Annotated in this window: 17 protein-coding genes; all 17 read right to left on the bottom strand. The window is 39.9% G+C overall.

From position 1 onward, the window contains the following. Window positions 1-10: 10 nt before the first annotated feature. Window positions 11-1,156, bottom strand: coding sequence for a BtrH N-terminal domain-containing protein (locus O0550_RS12410; RefSeq protein WP_258426449.1), 1,146 nt, complete (start codon window positions 1,154-1,156; stop codon window positions 11-13). A gap of 32 nt (window positions 1,157-1,188) precedes the next feature. Beyond that, window positions 1,189-1,758 (bottom strand): hypothetical protein, encoded by a 570-nt coding sequence (locus O0550_RS12405; protein WP_003345081.1) that lies wholly within the window; start codon window positions 1,756-1,758, stop codon window positions 1,189-1,191. Window positions 1,759-1,789: 31 nt separating this feature from the next. Next, a complete protein-coding gene (locus tag O0550_RS12400; protein WP_035319092.1) occupies window positions 1,790-2,752 on the bottom strand; it encodes a hypothetical protein in 963 nt (320 codons plus the stop codon). A 68-nt stretch (window positions 2,753-2,820) separates the two neighbouring features. After that, entirely contained in the window at window positions 2,821-4,536 is a 1,716-nt protein-coding gene (locus tag O0550_RS12395) for a thiamine pyrophosphate-binding protein (protein WP_258426448.1), read from the bottom strand. 20 nt (window positions 4,537-4,556) lie between these two features. Then, a complete protein-coding gene (locus O0550_RS12390; RefSeq protein WP_003345087.1) occupies window positions 4,557-5,762 on the bottom strand; it encodes an aldehyde dehydrogenase family protein in 1,206 nt (401 codons plus the stop codon). A gap of 39 nt (window positions 5,763-5,801) precedes the next feature. Further along, the gene (locus tag O0550_RS12385; protein ID WP_096888149.1) at window positions 5,802-6,917 is read right to left on the bottom strand and encodes an aminoacyl--tRNA ligase-related protein; all 1,116 of its coding nucleotides are present in this window, start codon (window positions 6,915-6,917) and stop codon (window positions 5,802-5,804) included. Beyond that, window positions 6,917-7,180 (bottom strand): acyl carrier protein, encoded by a 264-nt coding sequence (locus tag O0550_RS12380; protein WP_003335569.1) that lies wholly within the window; start codon window positions 7,178-7,180, stop codon window positions 6,917-6,919. Before O0550_RS12380 ends, O0550_RS12385 begins: the two co-directional genes overlap by 1 nt. A 15-nt stretch (window positions 7,181-7,195) precedes the next feature. After that, on the bottom strand, window positions 7,196-8,206 hold the full coding sequence (locus tag O0550_RS12375) for a MupA/Atu3671 family FMN-dependent luciferase-like monooxygenase (RefSeq protein WP_258426447.1): 1,011 nt from the start codon (window positions 8,204-8,206) through the stop codon (window positions 7,196-7,198). A gap of 26 nt (window positions 8,207-8,232) precedes the next feature. Next, entirely contained in the window at window positions 8,233-9,045 is an 813-nt protein-coding gene (locus tag O0550_RS12370) for an ABC transporter permease (RefSeq protein WP_003335571.1), read from the bottom strand. A gap of 2 nt (window positions 9,046-9,047) precedes the next feature. After that, entirely contained in the window at window positions 9,048-9,869 is an 822-nt protein-coding gene (locus O0550_RS12365) for an ABC transporter permease (RefSeq protein ID WP_258426446.1), read from the bottom strand. Then, window positions 9,847-10,848, bottom strand: coding sequence for an ABC transporter ATP-binding protein (locus O0550_RS12360; protein ID WP_258426445.1), 1,002 nt, complete (start codon window positions 10,846-10,848; stop codon window positions 9,847-9,849). Before O0550_RS12360 ends, O0550_RS12365 begins: the two co-directional genes overlap by 23 nt. Before the next feature lie 75 nt (window positions 10,849-10,923). Beyond that, window positions 10,924-12,054, bottom strand: a complete 1,131-nt coding sequence (locus O0550_RS12355; RefSeq protein ID WP_181748748.1) for a beta-ketoacyl synthase N-terminal-like domain-containing protein — start codon at window positions 12,052-12,054, stop codon at window positions 10,924-10,926. 14 nt (window positions 12,055-12,068) lie between these two features. Beyond that, on the bottom strand, window positions 12,069-12,815 hold the full coding sequence (locus O0550_RS12350; RefSeq protein ID WP_258426444.1) for a beta-ketoacyl-[acyl-carrier-protein] synthase family protein: 747 nt from the start codon (window positions 12,813-12,815) through the stop codon (window positions 12,069-12,071). A gap of 315 nt (window positions 12,816-13,130) precedes the next feature. Beyond that, window positions 13,131-14,006 (bottom strand): radical SAM/SPASM domain-containing protein, encoded by an 876-nt coding sequence (locus tag O0550_RS12345; RefSeq protein WP_258426443.1) that lies wholly within the window; start codon window positions 14,004-14,006, stop codon window positions 13,131-13,133. Between the two features lie 286 nt (window positions 14,007-14,292). Then, on the bottom strand, window positions 14,293-15,258 hold the full coding sequence (locus tag O0550_RS12340) for an AraC family transcriptional regulator (RefSeq protein ID WP_258426442.1): 966 nt from the start codon (window positions 15,256-15,258) through the stop codon (window positions 14,293-14,295). Window positions 15,259-15,475: 217 nt separating this feature from the next. Further along, a complete protein-coding gene (locus O0550_RS12335) occupies window positions 15,476-17,212 on the bottom strand; it encodes an ABC transporter ATP-binding protein (protein WP_258426441.1) in 1,737 nt (578 codons plus the stop codon). Next, complete coding sequence (locus tag O0550_RS12330; protein WP_258426440.1) at window positions 17,181-19,046, bottom strand: ABC transporter ATP-binding protein; 1,866 nt, start codon at window positions 19,044-19,046, stop codon at window positions 17,181-17,183. Before O0550_RS12330 ends, O0550_RS12335 begins: the two co-directional genes overlap by 32 nt. Between the last annotated feature and the right edge of the window lie 29 nt (window positions 19,047-19,075).

Raw genomic sequence — 19,075 nt, 5'->3', positions numbered from 1 at the left:
CTCTGGGAGATCATATTTGGATTGTTTTTATGGGCTCTACTAAGGAAATATGAGAGTGTCTGTGAAGAAACTCAATAAAAAATTGATTCTCCTGCATCCCCACTTGCTCTATTGACTCAATTGTTGTTTTTAAAAACTTTTTAAGTGGTGACTGTCGTAAAATATGCTTCATCAGACCAATGTTGATGACTTCCCATCGTTTCACAATCTTCTCAAACTGGGCCAAGTCCTCCTCATAAACAAAACCGTATAACATTACCAAATCTTTAAGCAAATCCAGATAATAGTAGCGCATCAGTTTTATTTCCAAAACAGCTTGACCATAATCAGAAAGGTGTTCCCCGCCTATTTGATCATCATGTAAATAGGAGCCCAAATCCTCTACTAACTGATGAATTGCACTTCTTCCAAAGTAATGTGTTTCGTTATTTTCTCGAATGATCAACCCCCGAGTATATTCAAAAGCAACTGTAGTGGCTACACTCTCCATTAGTTTCATAACATCACTTTGTTCTATTTTTGAAACTTCATAAAGCTGTAGCATTTGAAACTCTTTTTTCCCCTGTACTTTCGAATTGTTTTCTAATTGTTTTATAGCTCGATCTCCACGCCAGCACGCTTCAAAGTCCTGAAGTTGTATACTCCCAACGTAATCTCCCGGAACACCATCATAGATCAGTGCTTTCTGCTCATCTATCCCATATACAGATATCCAATGCTTCGTAATTCCGGGGTGGAGACTACTGTAATTTATTAGATACTTATCACTATGATAAAATTCGCTATAAGGCAGGTGAAAATATGAAGCACCAATCAACGAAAGTTTTCCGTTTTGAATATTATGCATAATAGCTTGTTTTCCTTCCTCATAGGAAGCAAACGAGATATTCTCTACTTCATAACCCATATGCTCTGGGCTGATTCCGTAACCCAGCTTACCTAAACGGAAAGAGTCTATATATTCATCCCATAAACCATACTGCATGTTGATTGTGTCTTGTTTCTTAGAATAAACGGTTACACTATACATCTCTAGATTAGGATGTAAGCTAAGAAAACTAGTCATTCCCTCATTCCTTAATCGCTCATGCAAGATGACATGAAGACAAATAGAGTAGTAAGGAGCTTTTCTTTCTGGTAGAAATGGTATTTTCATTGCTGTAACGCTTCCTTTCCAACCTGTAGGCTCTATACGTTACACAGGGTAAGAGCAATTACCATCAAATATGGATTTCTTGGCAGTATAACTTGCTTGATGTGCCCCGAATGCTGAAGAGTTACTTTTTGCAGCCAAACGGTTCTTGGAAGTTCAGTAAGGATCATGTTCTCTACATAATAGGGGAGAGACATCGCTATCTGCTCTCCAAATAGTGGCGTTCCAGTTTTATACTGTTTCCAGTTAGTTAAACCAAATCGCACTTCTTCTTCCACCCCATCCGCATAATGAATTGTAAATTTATCCTGATAATCGCCAAATAATGAAAAACCGAGGAAAGCTAAGGTTTGAAAGGACCTTTGAGCGTTTACTTCAACGATTTGGCCATCACAACTTATAACATCGTTATCAACCGCTTCAGTTAATGGAAAGGCAAAAGGGATTCCTTGGTATGAAATTACTTCATCGCTTGGAAATATCTCTCCTGGAATGCTGCTGTGTATATGATCCAGCTGAGCAACCAGCTTTGGGTCTTGGATTGATACTCCTTTTGTATTATAAATGGATGCCAAATCAATTATATGTGCCTCTCTCATATCCATTGTTCAAGCACCTCAATACTTTTCTATCAATTTATAAATATTTGATTATTTTTTCATAAACTTCTTTTTCTTTTTCAATGATTTTATTCACCCAATCAATCTGTTTTTGAAAATTAGTGCTTCCTGTAACCTTTGCCTTAATTAAGTAATTTCGAAAGACAGCCCAAACATTTACCGTCTCTTCTACTAAACTAATTAGTGCCGGGTCTACTTCCTTATAAACTGGGCTTGTTTGATCCTGATCTGCATATAAAATGAATTCAAGAAATCCATCTCGATAGTTTATTACTCGTTTTAACATGTCAAATATTTTATCCAGATGAGCTCCTAAGTCTTTCCCGTGTAATATCATATCTTGCTGACACGCAAGGAGTGCTTTTTGTCCGCTGAGATAGCCCACATATCCGGTATCAGTACCATTAATTTTGTTACACACGGACCTAAATTGCTGTCGAAGCAGTTCGTCATTGATTTGTAGGGATGGTTCGGTCAATGTAAAGCTATACCTGCCTTCTACTTCATAAGCTTGTTTGGTAGGTTCAATCGGGAACCAGTCAGAAAATTCATACGGCCATAAATCTGTTATATAAAAAAGCTTGGATACAGGATCATAGTCTTGAATTAAAACAAAATGAGAGAAAATTTCCATATCCGTATACCATGGAAAGAATCTACCGTCCACAACAGTGAAAAGATGTCGATTTTGATTAATGGTTTCCTTCACTACATCCAATAGCTCTCGTTTTTCATAATGAAGGAACTCTGCCTTGTAAATTTTTTGTAATGTATCTGGAAAAGGTATTAATACCTCTTCCTTGGCTGCTGTAAAATCATCAATGCTTCGATAATAAAATCCCCATCTGTCGGACAAAAGCCAGTGATACGGCACTCCAAATCCTTGAATATAAGAACAAATAAGATACTCTAAGCAATCTAAAAATTCCTTTCGCTTGTTATACATGACAGGGTGGTGTGTGGGAATAGCCAGATTCATGGGATTCCTCCTAGCTTATTTAGACATCTACATACCTTTTTTAATCGAATGTTCCCATGAGAACATACTTACTGTTCTTTGTCTCCATATTGCATCATTACCGTAATTGGTAAATCCTGGTCCCAACTAACTATTAATTCTAGCAAAGCAATCTTATTTTGTTCTGTATACAGCCTTGCTTCTTTTAATGCATTTTGGTACTCATTTAGGTCAGTCAGTTTAGCATAATAGCCGCCAACCGATTTAGCTAAAGATGCATAGTCTAGCTCTATTTGAAAAGAGCAGCCTATTTCTATTTCGCTCATGCTTTGCTGAAATCTTGGCCAAGAAAATCCACCATTATTTATGACAATAAAAGTGATACCTAATTGATGCTCAGCGGCACTCCCCACAGCTGAATATCCCATTTCAAACGAACCGTCTCCAAGTAAAGCAATAACATTCGCTTTTCTAGCAGCAATCTTAGCTCCTAAGGATATACCCATCGGTAAACCTAGGGCTGTTTGTTCACCGGGAACCACTGTGCGGCTGGGCGGAGCCACCGTATAAACAGGATACGAATATCCCCACATATCATGTAGCCCATTATCTTGAACCAAGATGACATGCTCTCCAAATTCATGTTCGATTCCCTTAAGCATCCTTCTCACAGGTGCTTTTATATCTTCTACTTCTGCCCATACTGACAGAGCTTCTTTTTTTACCTCCTGCATTCTTTTTATCCACTCATTTTTGTTAGTCGTAATCCAATTCAGATTCTCGCTTGACATTTTCCACAAGAGTTGCAAAGACAGTTGGGCATCTCCAAGCAACCTGTAATTGGCATGAACAGAACGTTCCAGCGACTCATAATGGCAATCAATATGTACAAAGAATGAATGTAATAAGGCCTCCTTCCATCCCATTAAAGCTGTCTCCTCTAACTGAGTTCCAATCGCTATAATCATATCTGCCTCAAAAAGGAGCTTCTTGATTTGCGGTAACGTATACAAGCCTACATTTCCAAAAGCATTGGGATGCCTCTCATCTACGATTCCTCTTCCAGATGCTGTAGTAAAGATAGCTAATCCGTGTGCCTCTGCTAAAGAGATTGTTAATTCAGACACAAACGGTCGATGTTGACACCCCCCGCCTAATAGGAGGATAGGACGCTTTGCTTTCGTTAGTTGAGCGAATAAATTACGTATACTCTCTTCTTCAGGCTGCGAAAAAATCGGTCCTTGTTCATCAAGGTTTCTTTTATCAGCATCAGAGAACGATTCACTGCTTAGCTCCATCCATGTTAGATCATCTGGAATCTCAAGATAGACTGGCCCCGGTTTTCCATTAACAGCTAGAAAAATAGCACGTCGCAAAGCCCAAATGGCTTTCTCTGGGTGCTCTACACGATAACACCATTTAGTCACGGGTTGCATCATGGCAATGGAATTGGTTTCTTGAAATGCCCCTTCACCGCGCATGTTCCGTGCAGTAGCATTGGAGATAATAATTAAAGGTACAGCGGCCGAATATGCCTCTAAAACACCCATTATGCAGTTTGCAATTCCAGGTCCTGGGCTAGTAACAAGCACGGCTGGACTCCCTGACACCTGAGCATGCCCCATTGCCATTCCAACCGCTATTCGCTGGTCACGTGCCGTGAAAATGCCTAATCCTTCTTTTTTATAAGCGGATTCAATTAACCCCCCACCATCTCCCACCATACCAAACAGCTTTGTTATGCCCTGTTCCGCAAGTACTCTCGCATAAGCATCCCAGATCGTCAGACTTTCTATTGCTTCCATTATTTCACATCCTTCTTTAGTTATGAATGATGTAGTTCCTTATTGTTGAATGCGACTGATACTTCTTTGGAGATTAAAAGAGGACGACTAGTAAAACTGCCCTGATAACACACATAATTTGCCTGTAAACCATAACCACCAAACGGGCTATTTCCGTTTTCAATATCGTACAGGCTTACATTTTCTGACACGATGTGGGTAGAGCGTAATTTTTCAGCTAATTCTGGTATTCCAAAAACAGAAGCACCAAGAGTACTCTCTATACGCTCAGGAGCATGTAACCAATCTATTACCTCTTGTTCATCTCGATAGGTTACAACATGAAAGATCGGACAGAAAAACTCAATTACCTCACCAATTTTTTCAAGAGAGGACACGACAACAGTAGGCTCTACATAATTACTGGACACATCCACCGATCCACCGTAAACAATACGATCTTTTATTGGTGTGAAATACTCCTGTGCCTGCTCTGACAACCCCTCATAAAATAACGGAGCTATTACATTGCCTGGTTCATTTCGCTTACCAATGCGTAATTCTTTAATGTCCTGAATCAGTGTAGATAGAAAATTCTCTTTAATATTCTCGTGGACAAAATAAACGTTGGGGCACATACAATCCTGTCCCGAATTATAGACGCGTGCAGCTACAGCTCGCTTAGAAGCATCTGCTAGATTTGCTTTTTGTCCAACGATAAATGGATTAATTCCCGCTCCAAAATACAAGAACAAAGAGTGTGGATAGGTTTTTTGCACCTTCAAACTGTTCTCATAATTTCCAGTAAAGACAACTACATCTGGCTGTCCTGCCTGTTCTTTAAATTTCCGTTGAGAAATAGGAAGTAGCTGGGATGGCATGTCCGCCTGTTTCATTATGAAATCATGAAGCTTTACCATTGTAGATAAAGCTTTTGTAGAGGGTCTAATCAAGATTTCCTTGCAAAATAAACTTGGAATAGCAGCATATAAGACATAGGAGTACAACAAAACGTTTGATGAATGATAAACTGCAATCCGATTAATAGGAGGAGGATTGTAGCGCTCCACTTCCTGTTCAGCTCCAAGTAGAGTAGAGAGGGAAGATTCTATCTCAGCCTCAGCACTATCATAGGTAGCAATCTCCGTTAAAATTTCTAACAGTTCTGCTTTATTCGTTCGGATTCCTGAAATAAGCTTGTCCAATCGTTTTAATTGCACGTCTCTTTCGTTTGTAGCAAAAATCATTAGTAATAAGCCTCCTTCTATTTATCTAAAGGTAAGAATTTATAAATCCAAGATTTCTCTTATCTGAGCAGGCCATTCATGAAGCTGTGTACCATATACAGCCAGCAAGGCATATACCCACCGATCAATCCCAAAAGCCACACATCCTGAATGCAATATTGAACCATTTGGTTCAGTAATGCCAAACTCTTTACATAGCGTGTCTTTTACATTATTAAATGACGCAATTGAAAAATTCCCCATGTCAGTTGAGATAATTAGCTCATATTTCATGTGAGCCATTAGCTGATACTGACTTTTCTCAGCATGATGAGGAAAATAAAAGGGATCATGTGCCGTTTCTATGTAACCATTAAATCCTAAATCAACAAATAATTTCCATATTAAATCTAAAAAAAAGGACCTTGTTTCTTCGACAAAGGACTCATTCCCCATAAAAACAAACTCTCTCATTCGAAAATTATGAAGTCGATGTTTTCCCAAACGCCATGGTGCCTCATGACGGAAACAAATCCCTTCTGTACTAAGTAATAATGGTTCATGCAATGTCTGATTAGAATACTCCTCATAGCAATGAAAACATAGAGCTGGTGAAAGAAGATACTCACTGCAACGAGTATATTTTTCATAGTTATCAGTTTGACCAACCTGATTAAGCACTTCATACTCATGAGGAAATTCGGCAACTACATAAAGGTTTTGTGGGAAGTTTTTCACATACTGGCATTTTTCCATTGTCTGTCTTGGAATTAAGGACGAATATATTCTCGCCCTCGCTTGTTTAGATTCTGCGTATTCCGCAAAAAGACGTTGTAATGCCTCATATAAAGTAACAGCAGACTCCTTTCGAATAAGCTCTGAAAACTCTGCTAGCATTTCTTCCTCATTGATTCGTATTTTTGTGATGTCTCCATCGGTCTTTCGTATGATCCGATTAGGAAAAGAACGTATACTCTTTTGCTCCTCAATCATGGTCTGAATAACCTGGTCAATCTGTGTTTCTTTGCTTTTATCAACGATGTCAATTTCAATTTGCTTTGTTTCAGGATAGAAGGAGCAATGAGAAATCCCCTCAAGACTATACACCAATTTCGAAGTAATCGCTTCTGCCTGCGATTGAGAAAGTGTTCCGGCTACATGATACTGTTTTTTCATTAGCACTCACTCTTTTCTGTATAAACTAATTTCTCTGATTGTCTTACATTGATTAAACCACTTATTTTCTCAACAGTTCGAAAATTATCCAACAAGAGATCTTCCTCACTAAATTCCAGATCAAATGCTTGCTCTAGTGCTACAATTAAACGAATTGTAGTCATAGAATCTAACCCCATTTTTGTTAAGTCGTCACATTCAGTAATAGGTTCCTTGATTTCAAGCAGGTCTTGTAGGATTTTACGTATCTTCGCTTGTTTCATTTTTTCCATTCCCTTTCATCGAATAGTCTGGGCATTCTCCTCTTTTACAAGTAGCTGCAATCGTTCCAAGCTCTCCATGATTTTCTGTCTTTGTAATCCAAAGTCTATCAGAGCAGCAACTTGCGTAACCCCGATCTCCTCTAGCTTCCTCAATACAGTTGAACAAGTCTCTGGAGTACCTAGCAAGGAATAATGAGGAGAATATTTCCTTAGCATCATTGTTTTTGCAATCTCTTCTTCTCGTTTACTTTCATAATGGGGGATCATCTCTGCCAATGACAGGAATGCATGCTGATACTCAAAAAAAGCATTCTTTACAGTCTTTTCTACCATTTCAAGATCATGATCAAGATAGGTGTGAAGCAAGATAGTTACATCTTTGTCTTCTATGCTATGACCTCCCTCACGTAATCCAGCATGATACAACTCAATCTTTTGCTTTACATCATTCATATCATTAAAAATAAAATGGGTTAACAAATGGTATCCATGTTTTCCAGCCTCATAACAGGTTTCTTTAGAAGAAGCTACTGTTACATAAATCGGGATTTGTTGTTGATAGGGTTTTGGAAATATAGTTACATCTGTTTCTTTGTCATTCCAAAGGTTTTCAATCCTTTCTATTCCCTGCCACATTCGTATTTTCCGCTGATCGAAATGCTCTGGATTTTCTTTAAAATCGTTGGGGTTCCAGCCAGAAGCAAAGGAAATACTTACTCGCCCTTTTGACAATTGATCCACCATTGCCCATTCTTCTGCAATTCGAATGGGCGAATGGAGAGGCAATATGACGCTTCCAACTTGAATACGAAGTTTCTTTGTTTCCCTTGCTACAGCCGCTGCAAAAACGGATGGACTAGGAAATAACCCACCAAAGGTATGATAATGCCTCTCAGGAAACCAGACACCATACCAGTCATGCTTCTCCGCATATTGGATTACTTCGAATAGAAATTCATAGTGATCCTGCATGTTTTGGGCTGTAGTATCATTTACGTTCGAAAAAAAGCTAACTGAGAATTTCATTCATTTTTCACCTCTCTTATAAAAACTCAACTGCTTGCACTAGAATAATTCCGAACCGCTGCCTTCCACAGTAATCGAGTCAAAAGCAACAATGCTAGCGGAGCAAGAATACCCCACATCATATTTACCACGCTTAATTGATTTAGGAGATACAATGGTCCAAAGTTGCTTGCTAAAAATAACGGAATAATGTAAATACCGATGGTCTGGATTGTTTTACCATAGATTCTTGCTGGCATGTGCCCAAATTCCCAAATATCATTGCTCAAATCATTTACAGCGGATGTTTTAATAAACCAAAACGAAAAGAGGTGCGGAATCAACATGACTGTGTAACTAATTACAATTCCTCCGATTAAAAATAGGGTGTAGCCTGCGATATTAGCCAAGCTAACCTCAATTCCTAATCGACTCCATCCCATTACCAACAGCACACTTCCGACAATCAGATTGGGAATCGCCAAGCCAAAATCTATATATCTCATTGTGGTAAGAAATTGTAGGGATATTGGTTTTGTAATGTATAAATCAAGTTTTCCTTCGTGTATATAATCCTCTGAGATTTTAAAAAAATTAACAACGAAAAGACTAACATATACCCCTGTAACCAGCATAAATGTACCTGAGAACAATAGAATAGAGTCTCTGCTTAATCCTTCAATAATCAAACCTGACTGGTATATCACAAAGATATAAATCAACTTGGATAATACAAAACCGCTCTCCACAATGACTCCGACAAAAAAATTAAAACGATATTCCATCTGCGCCATTAAGCAGTTTTTACAAAATAGATAGTATATCTTTACCATTTTTTTTACTTCTTTAACCCATGCCATGTTTATCCACCTATAGCTATATATTTTTTAATACCGATGCCCCATAACAATTTGGAGAGAACAGCAAAAGCGATAATCCAGAATACTTGTAGACCCATACCTGTCACCAGTTCCATCCCCTGGTACTTCCCAATAAGCACATCTACTGGATAATTGACCGTATATTTAAATGGCAAATAGTTTAGAAAGGAGAGAATTGTATCATCGAAGACATCTAGCGGAAAAATCCCTCCACTTAATATTACAAGCAAAATTTTCGGAGCTTCAAAAATATAAGAAACATTTTCAAGCCAAAAAGCTATGGTAGTAATGCTAAAGAAGATAAAGAAGTTTAATACGAGAGCAAGTAAGAGTGTAATCAGAAAATAACCGATATTAACGAGGTTAATCTCTACTTTGATCAGTCTATTTAAGACAAATAAAATGAGAAAGATTAAACAAAAGCTGACCACAATATAAATTAGCTTAGAGCCAAGAAACGAATAAATTTTGTAAGGAAGATATCCAATCGGTCTAATGATAAATTTGTTAAGCCCACCCTCCTTTATATCTTCCGCTACATCATACTCAAAACCAGCTTGAATAATCTTGGCAGTTACTGCCGCAATCAGTGTATAAGTGATCATCTCCTGAAAAGTATATCCAAAAACGGTAGACCCGGGACTTTGGCTATCAAAAATAGCTGTCCATAAGTAGGTTAATATGGTGATGGAGAATATACTTCCCACAATTCCCAACACAAAATTAGCTCGATATTCCACTGCTGTCTGTATCCCTAATTGAAAGGTATGAATGTATTTTCTAAAACTGCGCAACCTTCTCATTTTTCTCATCCTTCTTATACAAAATCGTAATGCTATCTTCGATGGGGATATCCTCTACATTAATGTCACTTACAGGCAAATGCTCCAATATCAGCTTGGAGTTTTGCTTTAAAAATTCACGATCAAGCTCGATAAGACTTTCAAATTCGTTGTGCTCCCTCACAATTCCGTAAGCTTCTACAGCTGATTGTGGAACAGGGGCAGAAAATTGAATTTTAATGAGCTTCTTCTGATTCAGCAATTCGTTTACTTTATTTAAGTTGCCATCATACACAATCTTTCCCTGATTGATAATAATAGCTCGTTTGCAAAGGTCTTCTACATCTTTCATATAATGTGTTGTCAAAATGATCGTAGCCTTCGTCTCTTCATTGTAATACTTCAGAAATTTACGGATGCTCTTCTGTGAGATAAGGTCTAATCCAATTGTAGGCTCGTCCAAGAAAATAACCTTAGGTCGATGAATTAATGCGGCCACCAATTCTAGCTTCATTCGTTCTCCCAAGGAAAGCCTTCTCACTTGTACATCTAAAATATCCTTGACATCAAGTAATTCTGTTAGCTCCTCCAACGTCTTCTGATACTCTCGATCTTCTACTTCGTAAATGAATTTATTTAAAAATAGGGATTCATTAGCGGGCAAATCCCACCATAGCTGACTTTTCTGTCCCATAACAATCGAAAATTTCATTTTAAATTCCTTTTTACGTTCCCATGGAACATACCCCATCACAGTTGCTTCTCCACTAGTGGGATGCAAGATGCCGGATAAAATTTTCAAAGTTGTTGTTTTTCCTGCTCCATTTGGTCCAAGAAAAGCCATCATCTCTCCCTCATCGATATCAAATGAAATTTTTTGTACCGCTTCCTTGACCAGCTTTTCCCGATGGAATAGGTTTTTAATAGAGTTAAGCAACCCAACCTCCTTTCTGTAATAAGCATATTCTTTCTGTAGATTAGAAACGTGTATCAAACTCATATTTCATCCTACTTTCCGACACGATCTTATAAATTTTTTTATATCGCAATGCATTGCTAATGCTTATGTTTCTCACTATTTAGGTGAGGTAACTACCATAGACACATAATTTCCGCAGAAGCCAAAACTGTTGATAAGCACAGACTCTACTGTTGCCTTCATACTATGTCCGATTACCGCCTGAACTGGACAAGCCGGGTCGAGATTTATCAAACCAAGAGTTGCTGGAATAACGTTCGTTTGCAAAGAAAGGACCCCTGCGGCTAATCCCATTACTCCTGAACAGCGTAGCAAATGTCCAATTGCCCCTTTATGTGAGCTTACCGGGATCATACTCCCCTCCTCTATAGCCTCCACAATGCCTACTGCCTCAACGAGATCACCTTGAGGGGTACCTGTTGCATGAGCCTGAATACAATCGATTTTTTTACGTTTTGCATCCTCTAACGCCTCACTCATCGTATGTATCGCACTGTCTTTATCTAGCTCAACCATATTTGTTTCATACCCACTAACAATATGACTAATTCCATCTATCCAGGCTAGTGGCTTTTTCCCACGATCTCGCAGGCATTCCTCTGACTCAAGTAAAATGACCCCCGCCCCTTCTCCTATTAAAATCCCACTACGATTTTGATCAAAGGGACGCGCTGTCTCAGTTGAAATAGCCTTAACAATATCGAGCGAAGCATATTCATATTCATTAAGAAGTTCTGCTCGTGCAATCATTACCATATCTAGTTGTCCTTGTGAGACAAGACTTTTTGCCATTGCGATTGCAGAACTGATAGAAGAACATGCTGCTGACAAACGTAGTACGGGCGTTTGCTCACGCCATTCAAAAGGGAGGAACTCTAGAGGGTCTTTCACCCATACCTCTGCCCTTTCTCCAAATCCAGACATAGAATCCCCGCAGACAACTGGTAAGATAATAGCTTTTTTGCAGTCACGCCATATCTCTAGCTTGTACTCTGCTTGCTCTATTGCCTCCTGTAAGGCCTTGTTCAACCAAATTTGCGCTATGGATTCTTCCAATTTATCACTTTGAAAGTCAACTTGTCCGCCTATTTGAGATCGAAACCCTTGGGCGTCAAATCTTGTTAAGGAGGCAAGGGCATTTTTCCCGGCAAGCAGACCTTTGGTAAATAGCTCAAAACCGAATCCATAAGGAGAAACGATACCTAAACCAGCGATACCCACTCTCATTCCGTGCTCCCCCCCTATGATTTCGTAAAGCAAATTGCCCAGTTGTCAGGATCGACATAGCCAAACCATGGCGATGAGTTTTCCGATTCCAGCCAGATCATTACCTGTTCTAGTTTATTGCCGTATAAACTGTCTTTTCTCGGATATTCAAATGTCCAATCCGTTAGTTTTCCAACTGGTGTTATTTCTCCCGTGGAAGACTCCTTTATTAACGCCGCAACGCTGATACTTCCAACAAAATCATCTGTTAAGGAGGACTCTCGGTCTATATCAACTACTATCATTAAATCAGAACGATTCTCCCTTAACAGATTGTATGCCCAACCTAAACCACTCAAGCCGCCATACCGATCAGTTAATGTGGCAGAGGGTCCTTTAAAATTGAATTGAAGTGTAACAAGTGCGGTTGGAGAACTTGAATCGATAGCTAAGCTCTGATGAGGTCTAATTCTTCTGCGCGGTTGATGAAAAGCATTGAGGTAAGAGTCAATTTCTGCAGAGACAGCATTAGGCACATTCATAATGACTCCTCTTCGATCTGGCCTGGGTAAAAGATTTTTCTGATTTAATACAGAAACAACGTAAGCAACGGATTGCAGAAGAAACGGTGTCAATTTTTGATGAATTTTAAACGGTTTTTGTGTATATGTTGGGGTGAATACCATATCATTTATTTTGCCAAACCATTTATTCGAGCTCATTCGTTCTTTATTTATACAAAAATGATATCCGGTCACAACTGTAATCGATTCCTTACCCATCGACTTATCCTCTCATTTTTTAAATAATTGGTATTATTTGCTATTTTTTCTACATGTTATCATTATGTAATTCAAAAAACAAGTTACTACAATTGAATTTTTTGTATTATATATACAATTTTAATAATCAATAAACAATAAATTAACTTATTTTTACTAAATTAATCTCTCTAGTAACTAATGCCCTCATATATAATAAAGAAGGTTTCATAAATTTGAATATTTTACAGATTTTATGTAACCTAAAAAAAACACCTAATTTTAAAGGTGTTCTTTTTTTGGTTACTTCTATGCTAATAATCTCCATAATCCACACTAAGCCCCAAACCGCTTTCGATATCCACACTTTCTGCATAATTCCTCAACAGCCTCGCGTCTTGAGAATCCGTCAAAAAGATTGTTTGCTCTCTCGCTCTCTACGATTTCAGAGAAAGGTGTAGTTTGGACATTGCCCAAATTAATCACACCTTCCCCATCCAAACAGCACGGCACAACCGTTCCATCCACGAGGATTCCTGCTTGAGTACGAAGGGCATGGCAAAAGCCTTTTCCATCATCCTCGGGCGCGTGTAAGCTCGGCCATTCAAATTCATGATCCTGATTGAGATAAATTCGTTCAGCAATCTTAACCCCGCTGCCCGGAATTACTTTTTCTTCAATCTTATAGTCCAGATTAAATTCTTTTTCCAGCATCTCTAAGGTCTCTCTGTTCCTATTTCTTTGAAGATTCGTTGTGTTATCTTTATCCAGATTCCAGAGACGAAAGGATATGATTACATTATGCTCCGCCGCCTCTCGAACAAAGGATAGAATGTTGGATAAATATTTATCACGATCAACAGAGCCTTCATGACCATCAAAGCTATGCAACGAGAAGTTCATTTGACGCAGGGCTGGCTTACCCAGTAGCTTGGCACGATTCTTTTGAATAAGGGTTCCGTTTGTCGTAATGTTGACCTTAAATCCCTTTTCATGGCTTACATCCAACAATTGATCAATTTTGGGATGCAGGAGCGGTTCGCCCTTCACATGAAGATAGATGTGCTTTGTATGTGGTTTAATTTGATCCAAAATATTGGTAAACGTGTCTAGCTTAATAAACCTAGCTTGTCGACCTGTTTGTGGACAGAAGCTACAGGCAAGATTACAAACACTAGTAATTTCAATGTACATCTTTTTAAATGTCTTCAAAACTCGTTCCTCATTCCATATATTCTGTAAAGAGTTGATTTATATTTTGCCATTCATCCTAATTGCCGCATGGACAAATCTATAACTGATCCCTTCATACCTTACTTTCGCTTATTATACATGAAAAAATACAAGGATGATTGCAACTTGAGTTTTTGGAAGCATCTGCTGGTCATGTAATGTGCTAGGTGTATCAGGATACACAAAAATGACCGCCTTAGCTGATCCTTGGCGGTCATTTTCATCTATAGTCGGCTGTATATGATAGGCATTTCTGACATCCTCTTTACTTTAAAGCATTCTTGCCATATTCACTTGGGTTAACACCATATGTTTTGCGAAATAAAGAGGCAAAATGACTAAAATTATGATAGCCCACGAGCGAGGAAGCTTCGCTGACACTAATCTTATTATTCTCCAATAGCATTCTCGCTTTTTCCATCCGTTGTTGTCTAACAAATTCAAATACAGTCATACCAAACACTTCTTTAAAGCCGATCTTGAGCTTGTAATCATTCAGATGAATCAATTTCGATAGAGCAAGCAGGCTGGGTGGCTGGCCTAGCATTTTTACCAAAATATCCCGAGCTAAATAAATTCGATCAATATCGTCTTTTTTTAACCTACTGCACCCTTTGATCTGCCCCATTTCCATTTCATAGATAAATAATGCCAAAAGCTCTAAGGTTTTTCCTTCCATATAAAGGCGCTTGGCTGACCCGCTATAAGAACAATTGCGCAGTTGCTGTAGTAGAACCTGCATTTTCGGACGAATCGTATCCTGAAGATGGAGGAAGGACTGATTATTCCCAAGCTTTATATTTGGAAACAGGCTGCCCCAAAGCCTCGCATCCATGCGCAGCTCCATGTGAACAATTGGTCTTTCTTTGATTTGCTCGGCATGAAATCTTATATCATGTAAATAAACGAGTTGGGCAATACCTGCTTCTGTTACAATATCCTTGTTTTGTCCCTCAACAGAGAAATACCCACCCCCATCTAGCGTAAACGCAAGCTCAAGATGCGGATAGCGAATGCCTACATCAAACGAAACGTTCTCATATAAAATCATATCGCTCATGTGCAATTCCATACCGTCCCGAAGCTGCATGCAACTGAAATGACCTTCGCCAAGATGGGACGGTACCCTGCCGCAATGCTCATAGGGCTCTACAGAGGAATGACCTAGGATTTGATGTAGAACATTTGCATTAAAATCTGTAAGCTCTGTATTTTCTGCTTGAACAATCATTTTCTTCCCTCCTATCTGCGCACACAAAGGTTGTGATATATGCTGCACACAATGATAATTATTCTCATTTATAAGCAGTTTATCATATCCTAGCTGCTTATGTATGCGATAAAATGATATTCCAGCACATGTTGTACAAAAAATAAAACCTGAGGGTACGATGCCTCAGGCCTTGGCTTTACTCTTTACAATTTATCGATATAGAAAACCAATCTACTTAATTAGATACGCCCCATCCACGAGCTTCTTGTTGCAATCTCCACATGCGTGCATACAGCCCGCCTAACGCGAGGAGTTCGTCATGTTTCCCCTGCTCTTTGATCTGTCCGTTCTCCAACACAACGATTTGGCTTGCTGCCTTCACTGTTTTTAGCCGATGAGCAATCGCAATGACAGTTCTCCCTCGCACAAGCTGGTCAATAGCCTTTTGAATCTCCGCCTCATTCTCAGGGTCCAGTGATGCAGTTGCTTCATCCAATAAAACAATGGGAGCGTTTTTTAAAATAGCTCGTGCAATCGAGATACGTTGCTTTTCGCCGCCTGAAAGCGTACTTCCGCCCTCTCCCACCAACGTATCATATCCCTGTGGTAGCTTTGCGATAAAATCATGGCAGCAGGCGAGTCTAGCCGCCTCCTCAATCTCATGTTGGGACGCATCACTTTTGCTAAATCTAATGTTATTTGCAATGGTATCCTGGAACAGATACACATCCTGAAAAACCATAGATATCTTACGTAATAGCTCCTCAGGGTTCATACGGCGGATATCCTCGCCTCCCAGGGTAACTGTCCCCTGATCAGGATCATAAAAGCGAGCAATCAAGCGAAGAACCGTACTTTTCCCGCTTCCTGACGGTCCGACCAATGCGGTAAAAGAGCCTGCCTGCATCCGTAAGCTCACCTCACGCAGCACAGCTTTATCTTGATAACCAAAGGTAACGTTGTTTAATTCAATATCGTGGCACTCTGGGGGCAAAAGCTCTCCAGACATAATTGGCTCATGTAACAATTGCACAATGCGTTCCCCTGCCTGCTCGTGATAACGAAATTCCGCATAATTGATAAGCGCAACTGTTAAGGGCTCGAAAATTCGTGTACCAACAAGTAAAAAAGTAACAAATGTCATGAGATCAAGACTGCCTCCAAGCAATAAATGAACACCTACAATCACCATGACAGTAAGTCCTGCTCGTAAGCATGCAATTGCGCTCAATACAATCGGTCCAAGCAGACCCTCGATTAGGAGACTGCGCTTCATCAACTCTTTACATGAGTTCTCCAGACGTATAAATTTTTCACCAGTCAAATTATAGGCCTTAATCACGCGAATCCCGTGTAAATATTCCTGCAAACGATTACCCGCATCTATCTTGGCTCGCATATGCTGACTGCCAAGCTTGCGTTGTAATTTAGAAGTCATGAGCACTAGGGCGATCGCTATTGGAAATACCAAAAACATAGCCGACGCCATGCGCCAGTCTAATATAGACAGCCCGATCAGAGCAAGAAAAGGCATAATGAGTGCGCCGATCATCTGTGGAACAACATGAGAAATTCCATGCTCTACTAATGAGATATCTCCCATCATCATGTTGGCAAGGTCCCCTGGGTCACGTTTGTTTAAAAATCCCAGCGATAGCTTTCTTACATGTTCTGCCAACCTTGTTCTTCCATCCACCGCTGCGTTATAAGCTCCACGAAATTGTGCTCGGTATGCCGGAAGCTCACACAGATATAAGAAGACCATGGACACCCCCAGACCTGCGCATACCCACCATAGCCTTGCAAAATCCATTTCCGCACCTGAGCTTGTAAAAGGCTGGAAGATCAGACGTGCTACTTCCACCAATAGTATAAATGGCAGAATTCCTACGAGGTTAGCCAATGTGGTATAGACGACTGGTTTAATCAGCATTTTAGGATTACCCACTGTGATGTTGTGCAACATGCTCATGACCTATACTCCCCTCCTCATCCATTCCGATCTGCCATTGCTCTGCGTCTATATACGTACGCCACATTCGATTGTACAACCCTTTAGAAGCCAATAATTCCTCATGTTTTCCCTGTTCTGAAATACGCCCCTCATGTAGCACGATGATTTGATCAGCATCTCGGATAGTAGACAGTCGATGGGCGATAACAATAACCGTTTTTCCCTTAATCAGTTCTTTAAGAGCAAGCTGTATTTCGTATTCATTCTCTGGATCAGCAAAAGCCGTCGCCTCGTCTAGCACAAGCACAGGAGCGTTTTTTAGGATCGCTCTAGCCACAGCAATACGCTGTTCTTCTCCTCCAGATAAATACACGCCACCTTCTCCGATCAAGGTATCGTAACCACTGGGAAGCTTGCTGATAAAATCATGACACTGCGCCGCCCGGGCTGCCGCCATCACCAGCTCTAAAGAGGCATGAGGACTTCCGACTGCAATATTATGAAATACGGTATCGTAGAACAAAAAGGTCTCCTGAAAGACAAACGCCACCATATTCATCAGATCCTTACCTGCAATTTCTCTAATATCCACTCCCCCAATTCTGATCGCTCCCTTCGTTACATCCCAAAAGCGCGGTACCAGATTGGCAACCGTTGACTTACCAGCACCCGAGGGTCCCACTAAAGCCGTCACTTGATTCTGCTTCGCTGTAAAGGAAATCTGTGAGAGTATTTCGTCACCAGTAGAGATGTCAGAAGAGCTGGTAGTAGATTTTTCACTGGATGGATACGAAAAGCAAACATGATCAAATTGAATATCAAACCTACGCGGTTTCTGCGGATTTTCAGGCTCTGGAATTGGCTTTTCTGCTACTATCTGATCAATTCGCTCTACCCCCTCACTTATTTCTCGCAAGGTTGACGTCAAATACATTATTTTAAACATAGAAGAAGAAATCCCAGGGGCCATCACTAAAAAAAACAACAGTGTGGAAGCAAATGCGATGCTTTCTGGCTGACTACTCAGCAGAAAAACTCCGACTGGCAAAAAAAATGCCGCAAAAGAGCCCAGTGTCACCTTGAAAATCAAAAATCCCTTTTCCACCTGATTCGTAACATTCACACAATAATCACGATAAAGAATCATATCGACATGAAACTTGCGGAACGAATGCACAGTCTGTCCAAAAACCTTGATAGCTGGCATCCCTCTCACATATTGGACGGCGGAGCTATTCATCCTCTCCAGTGAGTCATAATAAAGCTTGATACTATCTTTCATTTTGGGGCCAGTCATGAGAAATAACTGAGCACCAAATCCAATTAAAATAGGTACCATGCAAGCAACCGCAAGCCAAATATTGAGGTAAAACATGACAATAATCATCAGAATCGTGGTAACCAGCACGTGGACTAAGTCAGGTAGCTGATGAGCGATAAATGTCTCTACCTTTTCAACATTTTGCTCCAGCGTTTTTTTGACAGCACCTGTAGAGGTTCCGCTTAACCAGCCTAGTGGTAATTTTCCAATATGGGAAGCGAGACGAACACGCAAACCGTACAAAATACGAAATGCCGCAAGATGCGAAGCCATTCCCCCTGCATACATTGTTACTAGACTCACGAGAAGGCCAAGCAAGGCGATAACACCCCAACGAATCATTAAATCCCCATTGGCCAAGACAGGATTGGAAGCATACTCCAATAATTCCTTTAAAATAAAGTAAACCGACGCATAAGGCACCAGCATACTGAGTGCACTCACTGTAGAGAACAAAGCCGAGACGATTAATAATCCACGCTTTTCGCCCGCGATTTCAAGCAGTCGAGGAACTCCTGTTTTTTGCTTCATCCGATTCCCTCCCTTCTTTTTTTGCCAAA

Origin of the sequence: Brevibacillus halotolerans, from assembly GCF_026891775.1 — a bacterium.
Lineage (GTDB): Bacteria > Bacillota > Bacilli > Brevibacillales > Brevibacillaceae > Brevibacillus_B > Brevibacillus_B halotolerans.
This window is presented reverse-complemented; position numbering and strand designations above follow the sequence as displayed.

What these genes read in the sequence shown, in the direction of transcription:
- O0550_RS12410 (WP_258426449.1), bottom strand. Translation starts at nt 1,156, where the DNA reads ATGAAAATACCATTTCTACCAGAAAGAAAAGCTCCTTACTACTCTATT.
- O0550_RS12405 (WP_003345081.1), bottom strand. Translation starts at nt 1,758, where the DNA reads ATGGATATGAGAGAGGCACATATAATTGATTTGGCATCCATTTATAAT.
- O0550_RS12400 (WP_035319092.1), bottom strand. Translation starts at nt 2,752, where the DNA reads ATGAATCTGGCTATTCCCACACACCACCCTGTCATGTATAACAAGCGA.
- O0550_RS12395 (WP_258426448.1), bottom strand. Translation starts at nt 4,536, where the DNA reads ATGGAAGCAATAGAAAGTCTGACGATCTGGGATGCTTATGCGAGAGTA.
- O0550_RS12390 (WP_003345087.1), bottom strand. Translation starts at nt 5,762, where the DNA reads ATGATTTTTGCTACAAACGAAAGAGACGTGCAATTAAAACGATTGGAC.
- O0550_RS12385 (WP_096888149.1), bottom strand. Translation starts at nt 6,917, where the DNA reads ATGAAAAAACAGTATCATGTAGCCGGAACACTTTCTCAATCGCAGGCA.
- O0550_RS12380 (WP_003335569.1), bottom strand. Translation starts at nt 7,180, where the DNA reads ATGAAACAAGCGAAGATACGTAAAATCCTACAAGACCTGCTTGAAATC.
- O0550_RS12375 (WP_258426447.1), bottom strand. Translation starts at nt 8,206, where the DNA reads ATGAAATTCTCAGTTAGCTTTTTTTCGAACGTAAATGATACTACAGCC.
- O0550_RS12370 (WP_003335571.1), bottom strand. Translation starts at nt 9,045, where the DNA reads ATGGCATGGGTTAAAGAAGTAAAAAAAATGGTAAAGATATACTATCTA.
- O0550_RS12365 (WP_258426446.1), bottom strand. Translation starts at nt 9,869, where the DNA reads ATGAGAAGGTTGCGCAGTTTTAGAAAATACATTCATACCTTTCAATTA.
- O0550_RS12360 (WP_258426445.1), bottom strand. Translation starts at nt 10,848, where the DNA reads ATGAGTTTGATACACGTTTCTAATCTACAGAAAGAATATGCTTATTAC.
- O0550_RS12355 (WP_181748748.1), bottom strand. Translation starts at nt 12,054, where the DNA reads ATGAGAGTGGGTATCGCTGGTTTAGGTATCGTTTCTCCTTATGGATTC.
- O0550_RS12350 (WP_258426444.1), bottom strand. Translation starts at nt 12,815, where the DNA reads ATGGGTAAGGAATCGATTACAGTTGTGACCGGATATCATTTTTGTATA.
- O0550_RS12340 (WP_258426442.1), bottom strand. Translation starts at nt 15,258, where the DNA reads ATGATTGTTCAAGCAGAAAATACAGAGCTTACAGATTTTAATGCAAAT.
- O0550_RS12335 (WP_258426441.1), bottom strand. Translation starts at nt 17,212, where the DNA reads ATGAGCATGTTGCACAACATCACAGTGGGTAATCCTAAAATGCTGATT.
- O0550_RS12330 (WP_258426440.1), bottom strand. Translation starts at nt 19,046, where the DNA reads ATGAAGCAAAAAACAGGAGTTCCTCGACTGCTTGAAATCGCGGGCGAA.